Below are 18,458 nucleotides of genomic sequence, written 5' to 3' on the forward strand. Positions count from 1 at the left end.
CACTATACATGGATGCTATCAAAATTATTGTCTAGTTCTTTAAAATATTAGTTTATTACAAATACATTATAGTATACAATCATGTAAGTTGAAATAAGTTTAGTTTTTAAATATCATTGTTATCATTGATGATTAACATTTTGTGTCAAAACACCAACTCTGATAATAACAAAATCTTCTATACACTTTACAACAGGTTTTAAAATTTAACAACTGTTGAGTAGTATATTATAATCTAGATAAATGTGAATAAGGAAGGTCTACAAATGAACGTTTCGGTAAACATTAAAAATGTAACAAAAGAATATCGTATTTATCGTACAAATAAAGAACGTATGAAAGATGCGCTCATTCCCAAACATAAAAACAAAACATTTTTCGCTTTAGATGACATTAGTTTAAAAGCATATGAAGGCGACGTCATAGGGCTTGTTGGCATCAATGGTTCCGGCAAATCAACGTTGAGCAATATCATTGGCGGTTCTTTGTCGCCTACTGTTGGCAAAGTGGATCGTAATGGTGAAGTCAGCGTTATCGCAATTAGTGCTGGCTTGAGTGGACAACTTACAGGGATTGAAAATATCGAATTTAAAATGTTATGTATGGGCTTTAAGCGAAAAGAAATTAAAGCGATGACACCTAAGATTATTGAATTTAGTGAACTTGGTGAGTTTATTTATCAACCAGTTAAAAAGTATTCAAGTGGTATGCGTGCAAAACTTGGTTTTTCAATTAATATCACAGTTAATCCAGATATCTTAGTCATTGACGAAGCTTTATCTGTAGGTGACCAAACTTTTGCACAAAAATGTTTAGATAAAATTTACGAGTTTAAAGAGCAAAACAAAACCATCTTTTTCGTTAGTCATAACTTAGGACAAGTGAGACAATTTTGTACTAAGATTGCTTGGATTGAAGGCGGAAAGTTAAAAGATTACGGTGAACTTGATGATGTATTACCTAAATATGAAGCTTTCCTTAACGATTTTAAAAAGAAATCCAAAGCCGAACAAAAAGAATTTAGAAACAAACTCGATGAGTCCCGCTTCGTTATTAAATAAACCGAAAAAACCGAGAATCTCCATTTAAGGATTTCCTCGGTTTTATTTTTGTCATCATGATTATTTCGCCTTTTTTATTTTTCTTTTTGCTTTGGCTATTTTATACATAAATATTGGAATACTCTTTAATCTACCAATACGTTTCCAATCTATTAATGCTCTATATATCCATTCAATGTTTAATTTTCTAAAGATATAAGGCGCTCTCTTTTTAGCCCCAGCAAATACTTCAAGAGAACCACCTACGCCCATCATCACTGTAGATTCAAATTGGTTTTCATGTGTCATAATCCATTCTTCTTGTTTAGGGAATCCCATACCTACAAATATGTAATCAGGTTTAAACAGTTTAATTCGTTTCACTACTGTCTCATCTTCTAAATCAATATAACCGTGATGATGTGCAAACGATATGTTTGGATATCTTTGTTGCAATGCATATTGTGCCGCTTCTACAACTTCATTAGTTGCCCCTAGCAAAAATACTTTTTGATGATTTACATGAGCAATTTTCAAACATTCATCCATCAACTCAATACCAGGTATACGATGCGCTAGAGGTTGCTTTAAACGATGCGAAGCTTTGACTACTCCTGTCCCATCAGCAACAATATAGCTCGCTTGATTTATTAACTCTAAATACGCTTGATGTGTCGTCGCGTAATTCACTATTTCAGGGTTGGCTGTTACTATAAAAAGATTATTCGTTGATTGATTTGCAAAAAAGGTTTTAATATTTTCAACCATTTGCAACATTGTTGTATTATCAAAATCGACTCCTAAAATGTCAACTTTGGCTGTATTGGATCTTTCTTCAACAGTCATAACAGGAATCTCCTATCTTATTTCATTATTATGTTAGTGTAATCAATATTAACAGTATTTATATTCATCCTATTTATATCGAAATGATTTTGCTTTATTTTAACACATATTCACCTTTTCAAAAATTAAAATTAGTTTAACTAAGGTAAGTCTAAAGTCTAACGCTATTGATGCCAATATCATTTATAATAAGTGCTAAGCAAACTTTAAATTAATATCTTATATGAGGTTAACAATGAATTATTTATCAAACTTTTTTAATACGACAATTCAACTTAATATATACATTATCGTTATTGTTGCAGCTTGTTATATTGCTATTCATCAATATAGACATAAGCCTGTTTTGAACTATTTAGATGTCATTTTAAACTATATCCCTGTTTTAACACATGAATTTGGTCATGTACTGTTTAATAAACTCGCTGGTGGCCGTGCAAAAGATTTAGTCATTGTAACAAGTCCACGAGAGCGACAACAGACATTACAACAAGGATTCGCAATTACACAATCTAGACATCTAGCAGGCCAATGGCTTACAACGATTGGTGGTTATTTAATGCCACCTATTATGTTATTGATAGGTTTAGCGTCGAGCCATTATCAGATACCTAGTTTCTTTATATTTACCTATTTATTGATATTTATTTATTTTTTAATTTTAACATCTAGAAAAGGCTCACCCATTGTTGTTATAACTTTAATTTCTATCATGTTGTATTTTATATTAAAAGATGAAAATATAGTAGAAATTCAACTACTTGTCACAATGAGTTATCAATATATTTTAGGTGTATTATTAGGCGAAGTTCTACAATCTAGTTGGACGATTGCTAAATTGACTTTCCAGCGTCCGAGTCCACAGTGGGATGGTAGTGCACTTAAAGAACTCAGTCATGTACCTATCTTCATTTATAGTACAATCTGGATTATCTTCAATCTTTATGCAGTGAATATTTTACTCAAATATACTCACTTGATAAATTAACTAATAAAAAAGAAGCCTAAAGCAATTATCCATATGTCTTTATCAGTTCAATCATGGATATCTTTATGGCTTCTTTATTTTATTTTTCAGCAAACATGTTCATTGCATTTTCGTAACTGACAATAATTACATTATCATTACGTTTAATGATAATTACTTTATTCATTTCATCTTTCGATACAATTTCCACTTCATTACCAATAGAAATATCTTTACTAGACAAATATATTAGCAAATCGGTCTTATCTCTCACACGTTTGATTGTAACGATATCACCAGGTTCATAATTCAAAATCGTTGTTATATATTTCTCTTTATATTCATTATTTCTAGGAATCACACCGCCGTGCGGGCAAGTTTCTGGGAAATTTAACAGGCTATCCAGCCTTTCAACAAATAAATCTGAAATTCGATGTTCTAAAATTTCTGCTTCTTGATGTACTTCTTCCCAATTATATTTCAATATTTCTATTAAAAATAATTCTAATAGTCGATGTCTCTTAATGATATCAAGCGTATGCGTTAAACCATCCTCTGTTAATCTAACACCTTTGTATGGTTTTGTTTCAACATAGCCTGCTTTTTCAAGACGTCCTACCATTTCACTTACAGATGGAGGCTTAATATTTAAAAATTGAGATAAGATTTTATTTGTCACAAAGTTTTTATCGCCATTATTCGTAAGGATTGCCTTTAAATAGTCCTCTTTTTCTTCAGTTAACATACTTTCACCTCACATACATTGTCTATATTATATCACGAATTTACTTGACATGATAAATATTCTCAGTTTATTATACAATTAATTAGGTTAGCCTAAACTTTTAATTAGGAGGTATAAACGTTTGTTAGAAACAAAAGATTTAAATCTGTTTTTAGGTAATAAGCATGTACTTAAAAACATTTCCTTATCGATACCAGTACGCGGCGAAATAATTGGTATCATGGGCCCGAATGGTGCTGGTAAATCTTCCCTTATCAAGTCTTTAATTGGTGAATTTAATGCTACCGGTACTAAATTGTTATATAACAAACCTATACAACAACAACTGCAACATATTACATATATTCCACAAAAAGCACATATTGATTTAGATTTTCCTATAAGTGTGGAACAAGTGATTTTATCAGGTTGCTACAAAGAAATTGGATGGTTTAGACGACCTAATAAATCAGCAAGGGATAAACTCAAACAGTTATTAAGCGATTTAGAATTAGAATCTTTACGTCATCGACAAATTTCAGAATTAAGTGGTGGACAATTACAACGTGTGCTAGTAGCAAGAGCATTGATGTCCGAAAGTGAAGTTTATTTTCTAGATGAGCCGTTTGTCGGAATTGATTTTAGTAGCGAAAAATTAATCATGACAAAAATCGAGAACTTAAAACAACAAGGAAAACTTATTCTTATCATCCACCATGATCTATCAAAAGCAAAGCAATACTTTGATCGCATTATTCTATTAAATCAAACATTACGATACTTTGGTGATAGTGAAGAGGCTATGAGTGTCACTCGCTTAAACGAAACATTTATGAGTAGCACTGACTGTAGTGACCCTAGTCAAAGGAGCAATATAACATGTTAGAGTTTGTCGAACATTTATTTACATATCAATTCTTGAATCGAGCATTGATAACTTCAATTATTGTAGGGATAGTTTGTGGTACAGTTGGTAGTTTAATTGTATTACGTGGTCTTTCATTAATGGGAGATGCAATGAGTCACGCAGTATTACCTGGTGTTGCCCTATCATTCTTATTTGGTATTCCAATGTTTGTAGGCGCACTTATAACTGGTATGATCGCAAGTATTTTTATCGGTTATATCACATCTAGTAGTAAAACGAAACCTGACGCCGCTATTGGAATTAGTTTTACCGCTTTCTTAGCTTCGGGGATTATTATTATTAGCTTAATAAACACTACGACAGATTTGTACCATATTCTGTTTGGTAATTTACTGGCAATCACAAATAGTGCATTTTTAACAACTATTGTGATTGGTTCAATCGTCCTTATTCTAATCATTATTTTCTATCGTCCATTAATGATTTCTACATTCGATCCAACGTTTAGTAGAATGAGTGGTCTAAATACGACGTTATTACATTACTTTGTGATGTTGTTACTCTCATTAGTAACAGTAGCAAGTATTCAAACGGTAGGTATTATTCTTGTAGTTGCATTATTAATTACACCTGCATCTACAGCATTTTTAATTAGTAAAAAACTATACTCAATGATGATTATAGCAAGTTTAATAAGTGTCATAAGTTCAATTGTCGGACTTTATTACAGCTATATTTACAACATTCCTAGTGGTGCGACAATCGTACTTTGTACGTTTGTAATTTATATCATCACATTATTTTTCACAAAATTTACGAATAGAAAGAAACGAGGAAGTTTAACATGAAAAAATTAGTACCTTTATTATTAGCCTTATTACTTCTAGTTGCTGCATGTGGTACTGGTGGTAAACAAAGCAGTGATAAGTCAAATGGCAAATTAAAAGTAGTAACGACGAATTCAATTTTATATGATATGGCTAAAAATGTTGGTGGAGACAACGTCGATATTCATAGTATTGTACCTGTTGGTCAAGATCCTCATGAATATGAAGTTAAACCTAAAGATATTAAAAAGTTAACTGACGCTGACGTTATTTTATACAACGGATTAAATTTAGAGACTGGTAACGGTTGGTTTGAAAAAGCCTTAGAACAGGCTGGTAAATCATTAAAAGATAAAAAAGTTATCGCAGTATCAAAAGATGTTAAACCTATCTATTTAAACGGTGAAGAAGGCAACAAAGATAAACAAGATCCACACGCATGGTTAAGTTTAGATAACGGTATTAAATACGTAAAAACAATTCAACAAACATTTATCGATAACGACAAAAAACATAAAGCAGATTATGAAAAGCAAGGTAACAAATACATTGCTCAATTGGAAAAATTAAATAATGACAGTAAAGACAAATTTAATGACATTCCAAAAGAACAACGTGCCATGATTACAAGTGAAGGTGCCTTCAAGTACTTCTCAAAACAATACGGTATTACACCAGGTTATATTTGGGAAATTAACACTGAAAAACAAGGTACACCTGAACAAATGAGACAAGCTATTGAGTTTGTTAAAAAGCACAAATTAAAACACTTATTAGTAGAAACAAGTGTTGATAAGAAAGCAATGGAAAGTTTATCTGAAGAAACGAAGAAAGATATCTTTGGTGAAGTGTACACAGATTCAATCGGTAAAGAAGGCACTAAAGGTGACTCTTACTACAAAATGATGAAATCAAATATTGAAACTGTACACGGAAGCATGAAATAACACGCTGTGTTTTAATGAAGTAAGATGAATTGATGTTGATGCAACCTAAAATATTGGTATCTCCAATATTTTAGGCCACACATCAACATAACAAAGTCGAAGGCTAATAGTCCCATATCGTGCGTTAAATATATATTACCCTCCTATTAATATATATACCGTTCCCGATCGCACGATATGGTGGTATTAGAACTTCTCTTTGAACGAAAGAGAAAAGCTAGAAGTTCTTATGCAGTTTTAATTAAACTGTAAACATTTGTCACTCTTTAAATCAAAGAGTAAAGTTAAAAGCTTTATGTGGTTTTGATTAAACTGCGAACAGCTGCTTCTCTTTGAACGAAAGAGAAAAGCTAGAAGTTCTTATGCAGTTTTAATTAAACTGTAAACATTTGTCACTCTTTAAATCAAAGAGTAAAGTTAAAAGCTTTATGTGGTTTTGATTAAACTGCGAACAGCTGCTTCTCTTTGAACGAGAGAGAAAAGCTAGAAGTTCTTATGCAGTTTTAATTAAACTGTAAACATTTGTCACTCTTTAAATCAAAGAGTAAAGTTAAAAGCTTTATGTGGTTTTGATTAAACTGCGAACAGCTGCTTCTCTTTGAACGAGAGAGAAAAGCTAGAAGTTCTTATGCAGTTTTAATTAAACTGTAAACATTTATCACTCTTTAAATCAAAGAGTAAAGTTAAAAGCTTTATGTGGTTTTGATTAAACTGCGAACAGCTGCTTCTCTTTGAACGAGAGAGAAAAGCTAGAAGTTCTTATGCAGTTTTAATTAAACTGTCGTTCCCTTCATCTCTTTTAACCACAGAGATGCGTTAGAAGTTCTTCTAATACAATTTATACAACGCCATTCCCTACACACTCTTATAAAAGAGATTCACGCGCGTCAATAAATTGTATTACATACTAACTAAAAAGCTTTTCTTAATCGTACTAACGAAGTTAGAGGTTCTTATGTGATTGGACAACTGTTCTCCCTACTAGACTTTTAGCATAGCTGGTTAAAAGTACTATTACAGATTGTTCAATTGTATGCCCCTTTCCTTTGAACGGAATATTAAAAGCTATGTGCAGTAACTTTTAATAGGCATACCACTTTTGCATCAAGCTATAAATAATCGCATACTTTGATATTTAATCTGGCCTATCAAAGTAAACATCTATGGTTTCCTCCCCCCCATAGATCCTTAAGCCACACTCATCCGATGTCATATGAGTGTGGCTATTTTTTGTGAATACACTTAACTTCACCTTTAAATGACTTCGCTTAATCTATCTCCTCCAATTTTTAAAACTTATTTCAATTAAATCTCAAATATTAATAATTCGTATAGTTTAAAACTATCTATTCAATTCCCATAAAATAAAAGGGATTGATGAAAAGCCCTTCAGTTTTTCATCAATCCCTTTTAGCATAATTAGGAACTACGTCATACTATCTACAATAACCATTTCATCGTAATTGATGGCTTCTCTTAGTTTTAACGCTGTACCTTCTGATACTTCATCTGTATCAATCAACTCACGTAAAATGCGACGTTGTTCTCTCAATGCATTTAATTTAATTTTAGTAATCGTATCTTCACTTGCTGAGTTGAAGAAATTTGATGGTGTTAAGTTTTCAATTCGCATTAAATAACCGTCACAAACCATTCCAACTTCAAGTGTATTATCTTTTGTTGTTTCCTTAGACAAACGACTAACCACATTATAATGGACTAATTTATTAATTTTATTTAATTCCATTAAGTTATCCGTAACACTAAGTGAAGATGCGGAGTTCACTCTCGTTTGTACTCTTCGTTTTAATAAAGCACCTCGTAATAATACAATCATTCTTCTTATTAATGATGCTTGTCTATATACCTGTGTTCTTTCAGCATAACGCATATAGTTTTCAAGTACACTATTCGTTATTTGTCCTTCATCTACTAAAGACTCTAATGTTTTTGTTTCTACATTAAAAGCAATTTTTTGTAGACGTTCTAATTCTTTAGAGTTTTCATCATCTTTCTCTACAGTTTTTAAAAATGCTAATTTATCATGATATTCTTTAATCACGTTACCATATTTAAAACTTGTTTCGAAAGTAGATTTTTGATTTAGATAATCAATAACTTGTTCTAATATATAAATTCTAGCAACTTTAAACGACATATTGCCAATTACTGTTTTAGGTGCAGGTTTCGTTAATAATGGCAATAATACTTGCGCAACTACCAAACTAATAATAACCATACCAGATGCAATAAATAATAAGTCGTTTCTATACGTAAAAGCATGATGCCCTGCTAAAAAATACGGTAACGTTAATGCGATTGCTAAAGAAATTGTTCCATGCACACCACATAACGTCATAATTAAAGCGTATAAACTTCGCTTTGGTGGTTTCTCAGTCGTTGGATTATCATCATCATTTTTAGTCATCATTTTTTGGAATGGACTGATGGCTAAATAAAAATAAGGATATAAGACATAAACCCAAACAAATCTAAATAGATAGACAGCTAAAGCAACAACAATAGTGATGCCTATTAAAAAGATTAAATTGTGCGGTTCTGTTTTGATAATTTTAATAATAACTTCAGGTACTAAAAATCCTAATATTGAAAAAACAAAGCCATTTAAAACATAACCTAGTATATTCCATGTATGATTGTAACTCATTTGCAGTTGTGTACGTACTTGCATAATTCTGTCACGTTCGAAACCATGTACAAGTCCTGCAACTACTGCTGCAATGATTCCTGATGCGTGAAACAATTCAGCAATTAAATACGTAACAAATGGTGTTAACAATTGAATAATTGTAAACATATTAATGTTTTCATATCCTCGACGCATCAATGTTAATCGGAACCTTACTAATGCCATACCTATAAGTAAACCAACCACTGCGCCACCAATTGATGCAATTAAAAACAACTGAACAGCATCAACAAGTGAAAAAGCACCTGTAACTAATACTCCAACAGCTATTTTAAATGAAATAATACCAGCAGCATCATTCAATAATGACTCACCTTCAAGAATTGTCATTGCTCCTTTTGGCAAGACCTTTCCTTTAGTGATTGCTTGCACTGCTACTGCATCAGTAGGACAAAGAATGGCAGCAATTGCAAATGCTGCTCCAATAGGTAAATCTGGCCAAATCCAATGAATAAATAAACCTACACCTATCACAGTAGTAATGACTAATCCTAATGCCATCATCATCACTGGCTTAATATATTTCCTTAAATGGACTCTAGAAACATTAACACCTTCTACAAATAACAAAGGCGCAATCATTGTTACCATAAACAATTCAGAATCAAAATTAAATTGAACAGGGATTGGGGTAATAAATAGTAACATGCCCAAGAAAATTTGTATAAATGCTAGGGGTACTTTAGGTATGAAAGTATGGACAAACGAACTTAGTATCACAACAGCTATAAATATAAGAATTGTTTCAAATATTTCCAAACTTTCACCTCTCTAAAAAGTATTGTTTAATTGAAAATTAAGTATCACATCTCGTTGTAATTATACTTTAGAGGATAAATTGAGTTAGCGACCACAAAAGCACTTTAATATAGATATATGTCTACGATTGCAGTACTTAAATTTGCAATTATTTAATTTTATTTTATCACTAATTGTTTGTATAAATAAACAACTTGCTTTCACATAACAACATTAACTTATAATACAAAAAATGAGCACCTTAAAATCGACTAACCAATTTCAAAGTACTCTTTTAATGATTAATTTTGAAAACAGATTTTCAAAAGCATTGTTATGCTTAACAATTTAGCCAACACTTCAATCGTTTTGATACCATTTCTTACGATGCTCTTCTCGTTTTTCAGCACGTAATTGTAATGCTTCTGTAGAGTTTTGTTCATTTGAACTTAATAATATTGATGCATGTGTGTGAGCATCATTTTTTCGATACATATAAGCGCCGTTGCGATAAGCAGCGCGAGCGACTAAGTGCATGCCGACTGGTGAAGTTAAATTAATAAAAACAAGTGACAGTAATAAACGCACACTGAAAAATCCTGTATTCACAATAAAATAAATTAATACACCGATTAAAGTTAATAACACGGATAAAGTTGAACTTTTTGTCGCAGCGTGACTTCTTAAGAAAACATCTTGGAATTTCACGATACCTATTGCACTAATAAGAGCAATAAAACTACCTAACAACAACATCACAGCAGCAATAAGACTAAAGATTTCTTTTGTTATTTCCATTAAACACATGCCCCCCACCAATAAAGCGTGATATTGAAACAGAACTTACAAAAGATATAATGGCAATGAGCATGATTGAATCTAAGAAAGAAACGGTGCCCATAAGTACACTTAACACACCCACAATTGACATTACGACAGCACTTGTTGTATCAAATGTAACGACACGATCTGCTGTTGTAGGTCCCTTGATTAATCTAAATAAACAGATGATTAATGCAATTCCAAAAATAATGAGTGAACTAATAATCATAATATGTGTTATTGTTTGTATCATCGCGACACCTCCAATATTAAGTCTTCATAATGCTTAATACTTCTTAACAAACTATCTTTTTCTTTTTCTGACACGTCGATACTATGAATAAAAAACTTTTTAGAGTCTTGAGAAATTCGTATTACTGTAGACCCTGGAGTTATAATAATTAAAATTGTTAAAAATGTTATTGACCAATCACTTGTTAGTCTTGTTTCATATGAAAGTAATCCAGGGTTCATATCTTTTGTTTTAAAAAGAATATAATTAATCGTGCTAATGCTAGATGTTATTAATTGATATAAATAAACACCTAAAAATTTAATAGCTACCCATATTTTTCTAACATAAAAATCATCGCTGAAAAACCTGTGTAATATATAAATGACAATTAAACCAATTAGATATCCAGAAAAGAAAGTCGAGAATTTAAAATGATCTTCATCTTGAAATAATACCCATAAGAATGCAATGATAATATTTAAAACTATTTGATTCATTTAGTCCTCTCCTTTCAAATGCGGATTTACAAGTTTTTGATATAATTGATCACTCGTGTTCAACTCAGTTGCATCACTTGTAACATTTAACACAACAGGTGCAGCAATTCCGATTGCGATAACCACAACTACTAAAATACTTAAAATTCTTTTTCGATATAGCGGGATTTTCTTAAAATTAACTTCCTCCCCATCTTTATCTCCAAAATACATATAAAAAAGTATCCTAAATAAACTGTACATTGCAATTAGACTAGTAATAATCATTAACGCTAGTCCAATATAATTGCCATTTTGCAATGCACCTTGGAAAATAAGTACTTTCCCCGGAAAGCCACTAAATGGAGGCACGCCGCCAATAGCAAAAATCATTATAATAAACGCAACTCCAAATAAAGGTTCTTTTTTAGCTAAGCCATTCAAATATTGATATTGTCGATAGCCTGTAATGTAAACTAAACTACCAATAATAAAAAATAGCAATGTTTTTACAACAATGTCATTTACCAAATAAAATATTGCACCATTAATACCTGCAAACGTGTTTGTTCCTAAACCTAAAATGATAAATCCTATTGAGATTATGACTTGGTAAGCTGCAATCTTTTTAATATCTTTATAAGCAATGACACCTATAGCGCCGATGACCATAGTTATAGCAGCCATAGTTGCTAGCAATGGATGTATGAGATCATTATGTTGATCAAATAGTAAAGTGAAGAATCGAATTAATGCATAGGCCCCTACTTTGGTCATTAACGCTGCAAATAATGCTGCAAGCTCAGTATTTAACACAGCGTAGGCTTTGGGTAGCCACATAAAAAGGACCAGCGCTGCTTTCGCACTAAATGCGACTAAGAAGATTAATGAAATCATTGTAACAGTGCGATTATCTCCCATGTTATTCAAACGCATTGCAATATGTGAAAAGTTTAATGTACCTACTGTTTTATAAAGTAAACCTATACCTAATAAGAATAGCCATGAACCAATAATATTCAAGACAACATAAATAATTGCAGCACGTAATTGTTCTACAGATTGTCCAAGTGTAATGAGTACAAATGACGCTAGTAACATAATTTCAAACATGACGTATAAATTAAATAAATCTGATGTTAGAAAAGAGCCTATCACGCCAACACTTAAAAATAATATGAACGATGGCAAGTGATAACGATTTGCTTTATGTTCGCCACGCCCAAATCCGTATGCCATAATTAAAGTAATCACAAACGAAGCGGTTGTAACCATAATTAAACTTAAAGAATCTCCTAAAAACTGTATACCAAAGGGCGCTGACCATCCTCCAAAGTCTAGCGTAATTGGACGGTGACGCTGAACATAAATTAATAGCATTAATGAAATAATTGTGGTGATAGTCATTGTACCTAAGTATAAATATTTAGAAATACGATCATTATTTTTTAAAAATACAAGGATTAAGGCACAAAGGAATGGTAATAACATTGGTAAAATCAATAAGTTACTTAGCATCATCTTCCCCCCTTAGGCCTTCAATTTCATCTTCTTTTGTTACTTTATAAGTTCTATAAACAAGTACAAGTAAAAACGCAGTCATCCCAAACCCTATAACTATTGCAGTTAGTACAATAGCTTGTAACAAGGGATCAACAAACAATTGGTTTCCACCAGTTATTAGTGGTTCTGATCTACTAGAACCATACGTTCCCATACTCATAATAATGAGATTACCAGCATGAGTATATATTGAAATTCCGATTACAATACGAATTAAATTGATTGATAAAATCATATATGTTCCTATAAACACTAAAAATCCTATAACTAGTAATAATATTAAATTCATGATCGACCTCCGCTAAGCGACAACATCACTGTGACAATAACACCAACAACTGAGAATAAAATACCTAATTCAAAAAGTGTTATTGTACTTACATGAATTTGTCCTAAAATTGGAAGTATCCAAGTTGTTTCATATTGAGACAAAAATGGTTTTCCAAAAAACATAGGTATTATCGCAGTAATAGATGATACCAATGCTCCAATAATCATTAAAATTCTAAAATCAATCGGTAAACTTTCTAAAACCTCTTCAACATTAAAAGCCAGAAACATTAAAATAAACGCTGAACTAAATATTAAACCACCAATAAACCCACCACCAGGATTATTATGACCTGCGAAGAAGACATAGAATCCGAAAGTCAATAAAATAAATACAACAAGTTTCGTGACCGTTCTTAACACGACATCATTCTCTTTCATCTTGTCCCCTCCGATCTTGATAATTTAATAATGTGTAAATACCTAGCCCAGTAATAATTAACACTAATCCTTCAAATAATGTATCTAATGCTCTAAAGTCACCAAGTATCGCATTTACAATATTTTTACCACCTGTTAGTTTGTCAGCTTTTAAATAAAAGTCTGATATTGATGATAAACCATCTGTTTGTTGTGTAATAAAAATTAATGATACAACAATAAGTGCCATCAAGAGTGATACAGAAATTTTAATTATTTCTCTTTTTTTGTTAGCGTTAGATCTTGGCACGTTTGGTAATCTTGAAAAACTGACAATAAATAGTATCGTCGTTATTGTTTCAACTACTAGCTGAGTCAATGCTAGATCAGGGGCTTTCATTGCTATAAAGAATAAGGTCACAACAAATCCGATGACTCCATTTAAAATGACCATTGTCAGTCGTTGACGTATAAAAATTAAAGAAATACCAATTGTGACAGTTACGATTGCTAATATAATTTCTAATGCCCCAAATTCAGAAACATGTAACTGATGTACTTTAGGAAGTCCAATTCGAATATAACCATATCCAATGATAATCATAAATATGCCTAAGGTCATAATAATGTATTGGTTTAAACGATCTTGCATAACACGTTTAAATCGCTTCGTAGCAAACTTTTCAAAATGTCGATATACCATCTCATAGCTTTTTGAAACTGAAATCTGTCTAATTTTACCTGTGAACACTTTTTTCCAATCTACTTTGATTGCTAGTACACTACCCAATAAAATAATGATGATGGTTAAAAGAAGCGGTATGTTAAATCCATGCCATTGCGAAACATGTGGTGCCAATTGATCAATTTGATGATTACCACCTGATACAGCTCTTAATGCTAGAACGATAATCCCCTTCCCAAATATATTTGGTACAAAAAAGATTACAGGTACTAGCACCATTAATATAAGAGATGGTAAACTAAACAACCATGGTTCGTGGATATTTTTTTTAGTAAAAACCTTAGAATCATATTTTGTCCAAAATACTTCTTTTACCATGTATAGTGCATATGTGAATGTAAAAACACTCGCAATAACACCAACAAACACGATAGCTATCATTGAAATCAAACTAAATTGGGATAATTGTCCAGTTTGTGTTAATGCATCTAAAAACATTTCTTTACTTAAAAATCCATTTAAAAATGGTACTCCAGCCATAGATAGAGCCGCTATCGTCATGACTAGATTCATTTTAGGAAATAGTTGACGCATTCCACTTAAAATTCGTATATCCCTTGAACCTGCTTCATGATCTAAAATACCTACTCCCATGAAAAGCGCACATTTAAAGATGGCATGATTCATTAGATGAAATAGCGCACCAAATAATACAAATACATAAATAGATGCTATTGCGTCTTGTTGGTGTTGAGCATATCCGCCACCTATACCCACCATAGCCATAATCATCCCAAGTTGACTGATTGTAGAGTACGCTAGGATACCTTTTAAATCCCATTGTTTTAAAGCTGTAATTGAACCAAATAACATTGTTATTAAACCAACAAACGTAACGATATATACGTACATATTGCTAAGACCTAATAATGGTGTAAATCGAAGTAATAAAAAGATACCAGCTTTTACCATCGTGGCTGAATGTAAATAAGCACTTACAGGTGTAGGTGCAGCCATTGCTCTAGGTAGCCAAATATGAAATGGAAATTGTGCTGATTTTGTAAATGCACCTAATAAAAACATAAAAATCATAGGGATAAACAATCCATGATTCTTAATATGATCTGCTTGTCCTAATATCTCTGTGATGTTATTCGTTCCTGTCATAATATACAACATGATAAAACCAACTAATAATGCCAAACCACCAAATACTGTAATCATAAATGATTGCATCGCACCAAATTGACTATCTCCGTTGTTATACCAATATGAAATCAATAAAAATGATGATACACTCGTTAATTCCCAAAAAATGTACATCAATATCGTATTGTCTGATAATACAATACCAATCATACTGAACATAAATAACGTTAAATAAAAATAAAACCTTGGTAAATTGTCTTTTCGAGAGGATAAATATTGAGTTGCATAGAAGAATACTGCAATTCCAATAAGTGAAATAATAAGAGAAAACATTAAACTTAAACCATCTAAACGTAAATCTAAATTAATATCTAATGTCTTAATCCATGGAATAGAGGTAGAAAGATATTGCAGTTTAGCTACTGATGGTATTTGAATCAAAAAATAGATAGATGAAATTACAGGTGCAACCAACGCTATGTACCCGGCATATTTAGCCAATGCTCTACGTTTAGACATTAGAAGTATCATCGCCATAATCACAAGTATAGCAATTAATAAATAAACCAAACTCATTATTAGCCTCCTTTGTTTCTATAATTGTAATGAAATATAAATACTATGTTCACACTCATTTTCTAAACCGATAAAATTTAGTGTTTCAATAGCAGATTGATGCCCTAAATACTTTTGAATGACTGGTATAGGTATACCTTTTTGATAAGCATGATATGCAAATGTCTTACGCAATGTCGTTAGTCCTACATTATCTATACCAGCTTCAATTGATGCTTGGTGAATTATTCGATATGCTTGCTGTCTAGATAATACTTGATTTGTTCGTAGTGATTGAAAAAGAACGTCTTCATTCGAAAGACTCCTGTCCTCTATATATTGAAGTAGTTCTTTCGATAATGTTTCTGGTAACCTAATTTTAATCAACGAATGAAAATGTGCTTTACACATTTCTGATAACGTACACTTTTCAATTAGTCTCTTAACTTGAGAGACTGTAATTGTTAATAATTCCGATACTTTCAATCCACTATGTATAGCTAACTTAAAGAATAAATAGTCACGTTCAGATTTTATCTTGAGCGCTTCATACATTTTAACAATATCATCATTAAATTTAATCGCTTCTACTTTATTCATTACTCAACCTCCCCTTGCTTTAAGTGTCTTAATCATAGCTATTTTATATTTTAGTTACATATATCTATTGCCTTTTTTATAGATTTTAAACATAGAAAATAAAATTAGCCATTTTATTATTTTATTTCGATATATAGTGTGAAAGGAGGTTTTAAAATATGAGTAAAATAAACCACATCACTATTGTATTATCATTTACTAAAGTAGACGCTAACGGCAAACAAACAGAATTTAAGCGTCGATTCGCTAACATTAACCCTGATGCATCAAACGACCAAATTAAAACATTCAGCAAACTTATTGAGCGACTTACTGGAGAAACATATAACAATATCGAACTCATCAAATCTTTATCAATTTAATCAGGAGGACATATTCATGACTAAAACACTTGAATTAAGTTTTAAATCTTCACTAGACAAGCCTGTAAAACTGCAATTACCACAATTAAACAACGTAGTGACCGAGCAAGTTGCACGTGATAGTATGAATGCATTAGTAGATTTAAATATTATAAAGTCAAATAGTGGTACTATCACCAAAGTACATTCTGCTCAAATTATTGATAAAACAACAACTGTTTTATTTGAAGATAAGAAATAGATATAAAGAAAGCGCAATTAATTTAGTATAAATACTAACACCCTAGACTTTCATCATGATTGTCTAGGGTGATTTTGTTGTGATAATGTCCTGTTTTTTTCAACATTATTGTAAATGAGTTGTATATTTTCTCTATAATGATAATGTATTCATATGATTTTATTATTAACTTTGGAAAGTGAGACTTTATTCATATGCTTCTTTTCTATATCATTGGTGTCCTAGTTGGAATGCTTATTCCTATCCAAACATCTGTCAATTCAAGACTATCACTGTATACTAAATCGCCTTTCTATACTTCATTCATTTCATTTTCAGTTGGAACAATTTGTTTAATTATTTTAAATATCATTATCAATCCAGAAGTATTTACTATTCACTTTTACAATAATCAATCATTTAACTACACATGGGTAGTCGGTGGTTTGCTTGGGGTTAGCTTTTTAACTGGCAATTTATTGTTATTGCCAAAATTAGGTGCAACATTAACTGTAATTGCAACAGTTGCGGGTCAAATTATTATGGGTGTCATTATTGATACATTTGGCTTATTTGGCGCTACAATTCATGATTTTAATTTAATTAAAGCAATTGGAGTATTGTTACTCATTGTCGGCATCGTCATAATGAATCAATTTAACAAGAATAATTTATTACTAACTGATCAAAAGTATTTACTGTTTTGGCTTCTCTTAGGATTTATTTTTGGTTTCTTTCCACCTATTCAAACGACAATTAATAGTGCTTTAGCAAGTCATACTCATTCACCAGCCTTTGCATCATTAGTATCATTTACAATTGGGTCAATAACGCTATTGATTTTAACCGCTATTTTTAATCGTTCTTTAAAACTAAAAACAAGTCATTTAAAATTCGGTAAATTAAAGCCTATCTATTTTACTGGCGGTATACTTGGTATGGCTTTTGTAACAGCTAACATTATCTTAATGCCTCATATGGGTGCAGCATTAACAACACTTATTGGGATGTTTGGCCAGATTCTAATGGGCATATTGATAGATCACTTTGGATTATTTGGTTCACCTAAAATAGCAATGACATCCAGAAAAACTATTGGTCTATTATGTATTTTGACAGGCATTATACTTTTAAGATTATTTTAAATTAACTTTTAGCTTATCATTTTAACTTGTAATTATTTTTAAAAGTGATAAGCTATTTTTTTGTGGTCTAAAAATCTTTAGAAAAGCGTTGATTTGGGTAGTATACTTTGACACAACAAATTTTAATTTAGCAAATTCGATAGTCAACTCATTCTTAAGACCGATAAAGTCCGTATAATTGTGTAAAAGTAAAAAGGCCATATAACAGTCCTTTTACGGTACAATGTTTTTAACGACAAAAACATACCCAGGAGGACTTTTACATGACCCAAGTACATTTTACACTGAA

Annotated in this window: 19 protein-coding genes; 8 read left to right on the forward strand and 11 right to left on the reverse strand. The window is 31.5% G+C overall.

What is annotated here, in order from left to right:
* Positions 1-266 precede the first annotated feature (266 nt).
* Positions 267-1,061: a teichoic acids export ABC transporter ATP-binding subunit TagH gene (gene tagH / locus IDG66_RS08375; protein WP_001103232.1), complete on the forward strand. Its 795-nt coding sequence runs from the start codon at positions 267-269 to the stop codon at positions 1,059-1,061.
* Between the two features lie 60 nt (positions 1,062-1,121).
* Here the strand turns inward: tagH and tarA are convergent, their stop codons facing one another.
* Positions 1,122-1,886 carry an N-acetylglucosaminyldiphosphoundecaprenol N-acetyl-beta-D-mannosaminyltransferase TarA gene (gene tarA, locus IDG66_RS08380; RefSeq protein ID WP_000215388.1) on the reverse strand — a complete coding sequence of 255 codons (765 nt, stop codon included), beginning with the start codon at positions 1,884-1,886 and terminating at the stop codon, positions 1,122-1,124.
* A 235-nt stretch (positions 1,887-2,121) separates the two neighbouring features.
* On the opposite strand from tarA, the gene IDG66_RS08385 reads away from it, so the two are divergent.
* Positions 2,122-2,874, forward strand: coding sequence for a M50 family metallopeptidase (locus tag IDG66_RS08385; RefSeq protein ID WP_001108547.1), 753 nt, complete (start codon positions 2,122-2,124; stop codon positions 2,872-2,874).
* A gap of 79 nt (positions 2,875-2,953) precedes the next feature.
* Here IDG66_RS08385 and IDG66_RS08390 read toward each other — a convergent pair whose 3' ends face one another.
* Positions 2,954-3,598 carry a metal-dependent transcriptional regulator gene (locus tag IDG66_RS08390; protein WP_000954654.1) on the reverse strand — a complete coding sequence of 215 codons (645 nt, stop codon included), beginning with the start codon at positions 3,596-3,598 and terminating at the stop codon, positions 2,954-2,956.
* A 121-nt stretch (positions 3,599-3,719) separates the two neighbouring features.
* Here IDG66_RS08390 and IDG66_RS08395 point away from each other — a divergent pair, with 121 nt between their 5' ends.
* From IDG66_RS08395 to mntC, 3 genes are read left to right on the forward strand one after another with little or no spacing between them, the layout of a single operon-like run.
* On the forward strand, positions 3,720-4,463 hold the full coding sequence (locus tag IDG66_RS08395; protein ID WP_000894464.1) for a metal ABC transporter ATP-binding protein: 744 nt from the start codon (positions 3,720-3,722) through the stop codon (positions 4,461-4,463).
* Positions 4,457-5,293 (forward strand): metal ABC transporter permease, encoded by an 837-nt coding sequence (locus IDG66_RS08400; RefSeq protein WP_000889252.1) that lies wholly within the window; start codon positions 4,457-4,459, stop codon positions 5,291-5,293. The genes IDG66_RS08395 and IDG66_RS08400 overlap by 7 nt, the downstream gene beginning before the upstream one ends.
* Positions 5,290-6,219 carry a manganese ABC transporter substrate-binding lipoprotein MntC gene (mntC, locus tag IDG66_RS08405; protein WP_000737654.1) on the forward strand — a complete coding sequence of 310 codons (930 nt, stop codon included), beginning with the start codon at positions 5,290-5,292 and terminating at the stop codon, positions 6,217-6,219. The genes IDG66_RS08400 and mntC overlap by 4 nt, the downstream gene beginning before the upstream one ends.
* A gap of 1,426 nt (positions 6,220-7,645) precedes the next feature.
* On the opposite strand, the gene IDG66_RS08410 is transcribed toward mntC, so the two are convergent.
* The 9 genes from IDG66_RS08410 to IDG66_RS08450 all read right to left on the reverse strand — a co-directional run bounded on the left by IDG66_RS08410 (position 7,646) and on the right by IDG66_RS08450 (position 16,442).
* Positions 7,646-9,688 carry a cation:proton antiporter gene (locus IDG66_RS08410; RefSeq protein WP_000402172.1) on the reverse strand — a complete coding sequence of 681 codons (2,043 nt, stop codon included), beginning with the start codon at positions 9,686-9,688 and terminating at the stop codon, positions 7,646-7,648.
* Between the two features lie 339 nt (positions 9,689-10,027).
* The gene (gene mnhG2 / locus IDG66_RS08415; RefSeq protein WP_000406611.1) at positions 10,028-10,465 is read right to left on the reverse strand and encodes a Na+/H+ antiporter Mnh2 subunit G; all 438 of its coding nucleotides are present in this window, start codon (positions 10,463-10,465) and stop codon (positions 10,028-10,030) included.
* Positions 10,440-10,742 carry a Na+/H+ antiporter Mnh2 subunit F gene (gene mnhF2, locus IDG66_RS08420; protein ID WP_000616642.1) on the reverse strand — a complete coding sequence of 101 codons (303 nt, stop codon included), beginning with the start codon at positions 10,740-10,742 and terminating at the stop codon, positions 10,440-10,442. The genes mnhG2 and mnhF2 overlap by 26 nt, the downstream gene beginning before the upstream one ends.
* A complete protein-coding gene (gene mnhE2 / locus IDG66_RS08425; RefSeq protein ID WP_001071973.1) occupies positions 10,739-11,221 on the reverse strand; it encodes a Na+/H+ antiporter Mnh2 subunit E in 483 nt (160 codons plus the stop codon). Before mnhE2 ends, mnhF2 begins: the two co-directional genes overlap by 4 nt.
* Complete coding sequence (gene mnhD2, locus IDG66_RS08430; protein ID WP_103143692.1) at positions 11,222-12,718, reverse strand: Na+/H+ antiporter Mnh2 subunit D; 1,497 nt, start codon at positions 12,716-12,718, stop codon at positions 11,222-11,224.
* Positions 12,708-13,052: a Na+/H+ antiporter Mnh2 subunit C gene (mnhC2, locus tag IDG66_RS08435; protein ID WP_001048985.1), complete on the reverse strand. Its 345-nt coding sequence runs from the start codon at positions 13,050-13,052 to the stop codon at positions 12,708-12,710. Before mnhC2 ends, mnhD2 begins: the two co-directional genes overlap by 11 nt.
* Positions 13,049-13,474 carry a Na+/H+ antiporter Mnh2 subunit B gene (gene mnhB2, locus IDG66_RS08440; RefSeq protein ID WP_000661906.1) on the reverse strand — a complete coding sequence of 142 codons (426 nt, stop codon included), beginning with the start codon at positions 13,472-13,474 and terminating at the stop codon, positions 13,049-13,051. Before mnhB2 ends, mnhC2 begins: the two co-directional genes overlap by 4 nt.
* Positions 13,461-15,863: a Na+/H+ antiporter Mnh2 subunit A gene (gene mnhA2 / locus IDG66_RS08445; protein WP_000060780.1), complete on the reverse strand. Its 2,403-nt coding sequence runs from the start codon at positions 15,861-15,863 to the stop codon at positions 13,461-13,463. Before mnhA2 ends, mnhB2 begins: the two co-directional genes overlap by 14 nt.
* Before the next feature lie 18 nt (positions 15,864-15,881).
* Complete coding sequence (locus IDG66_RS08450) at positions 15,882-16,442, reverse strand: tyrosine-type recombinase/integrase (RefSeq protein WP_001044915.1); 561 nt, start codon at positions 16,440-16,442, stop codon at positions 15,882-15,884.
* A 158-nt stretch (positions 16,443-16,600) separates the two neighbouring features.
* Here IDG66_RS08450 and sroA point away from each other — a divergent pair, with 158 nt between their 5' ends.
* From sroA to IDG66_RS08465, 3 genes are all read left to right on the forward strand, one after another.
* Positions 16,601-16,804 carry a sigS mRNA-stabilizing protein SroA gene (sroA, locus tag IDG66_RS08455; protein WP_000036086.1) on the forward strand — a complete coding sequence of 68 codons (204 nt, stop codon included), beginning with the start codon at positions 16,601-16,603 and terminating at the stop codon, positions 16,802-16,804.
* Positions 16,805-16,820: 16 nt separating this feature from the next.
* On the forward strand, positions 16,821-17,045 hold the full coding sequence (locus tag IDG66_RS08460; RefSeq protein ID WP_000169042.1) for a DUF2922 domain-containing protein: 225 nt from the start codon (positions 16,821-16,823) through the stop codon (positions 17,043-17,045).
* A 194-nt stretch (positions 17,046-17,239) separates the two neighbouring features.
* Positions 17,240-18,169, forward strand: coding sequence for a DMT family transporter (locus IDG66_RS08465; protein WP_001788301.1), 930 nt, complete (start codon positions 17,240-17,242; stop codon positions 18,167-18,169).
* The last annotated feature ends 289 nt before the right edge of the window (positions 18,170-18,458 follow it).

The organism is Staphylococcus sp. EG-SA-18 (assembly GCF_017151825.1).
GTDB classification, from domain to species: domain Bacteria; phylum Bacillota; class Bacilli; order Staphylococcales; family Staphylococcaceae; genus Staphylococcus; species Staphylococcus aureus.

Coding starts and splice junctions, on each gene's coding strand:
- mnhC2 (WP_001048985.1), bottom strand. CDS start 13,052: ATGAATTTAATATTATTACTAGTTATAGGATTTTTAGTGTTTATAGGA.
- mnhE2 (WP_001071973.1), bottom strand. CDS start 11,221: ATGAATCAAATAGTTTTAAATATTATCATTGCATTCTTATGGGTATTA.
- mnhF2 (WP_000616642.1), bottom strand. CDS start 10,742: ATGATACAAACAATAACACATATTATGATTATTAGTTCACTCATTATT.
- IDG66_RS08390 (WP_000954654.1), bottom strand. CDS start 3,598: ATGTTAACTGAAGAAAAAGAGGACTATTTAAAGGCAATCCTTACGAAT.
- sroA (WP_000036086.1), top strand. CDS start 16,601: ATGAGTAAAATAAACCACATCACTATTGTATTATCATTTACTAAAGTA.
- IDG66_RS08385 (WP_001108547.1), top strand. CDS start 2,122: ATGAATTATTTATCAAACTTTTTTAATACGACAATTCAACTTAATATA.
- tagH (WP_001103232.1), top strand. CDS start 267: ATGAACGTTTCGGTAAACATTAAAAATGTAACAAAAGAATATCGTATT.
- tarA (WP_000215388.1), bottom strand. CDS start 1,886: ATGACTGTTGAAGAAAGATCCAATACAGCCAAAGTTGACATTTTAGGA.
- IDG66_RS08450 (WP_001044915.1), bottom strand. CDS start 16,442: ATGAATAAAGTAGAAGCGATTAAATTTAATGATGATATTGTTAAAATG.
- IDG66_RS08460 (WP_000169042.1), top strand. CDS start 16,821: ATGACTAAAACACTTGAATTAAGTTTTAAATCTTCACTAGACAAGCCT.
- mnhG2 (WP_000406611.1), bottom strand. CDS start 10,465: ATGGAAATAACAAAAGAAATCTTTAGTCTTATTGCTGCTGTGATGTTG.
- mnhA2 (WP_000060780.1), bottom strand. CDS start 15,863: ATGAGTTTGGTTTATTTATTAATTGCTATACTTGTGATTATGGCGATG.
- mnhB2 (WP_000661906.1), bottom strand. CDS start 13,474: ATGAAAGAGAATGATGTCGTGTTAAGAACGGTCACGAAACTTGTTGTA.
- IDG66_RS08400 (WP_000889252.1), top strand. CDS start 4,457: ATGTTAGAGTTTGTCGAACATTTATTTACATATCAATTCTTGAATCGA.
- IDG66_RS08465 (WP_001788301.1), top strand. CDS start 17,240: ATGCTTCTTTTCTATATCATTGGTGTCCTAGTTGGAATGCTTATTCCT.
- mntC (WP_000737654.1), top strand. CDS start 5,290: ATGAAAAAATTAGTACCTTTATTATTAGCCTTATTACTTCTAGTTGCT.
- mnhD2 (WP_103143692.1), bottom strand. CDS start 12,718: ATGCTAAGTAACTTATTGATTTTACCAATGTTATTACCATTCCTTTGT.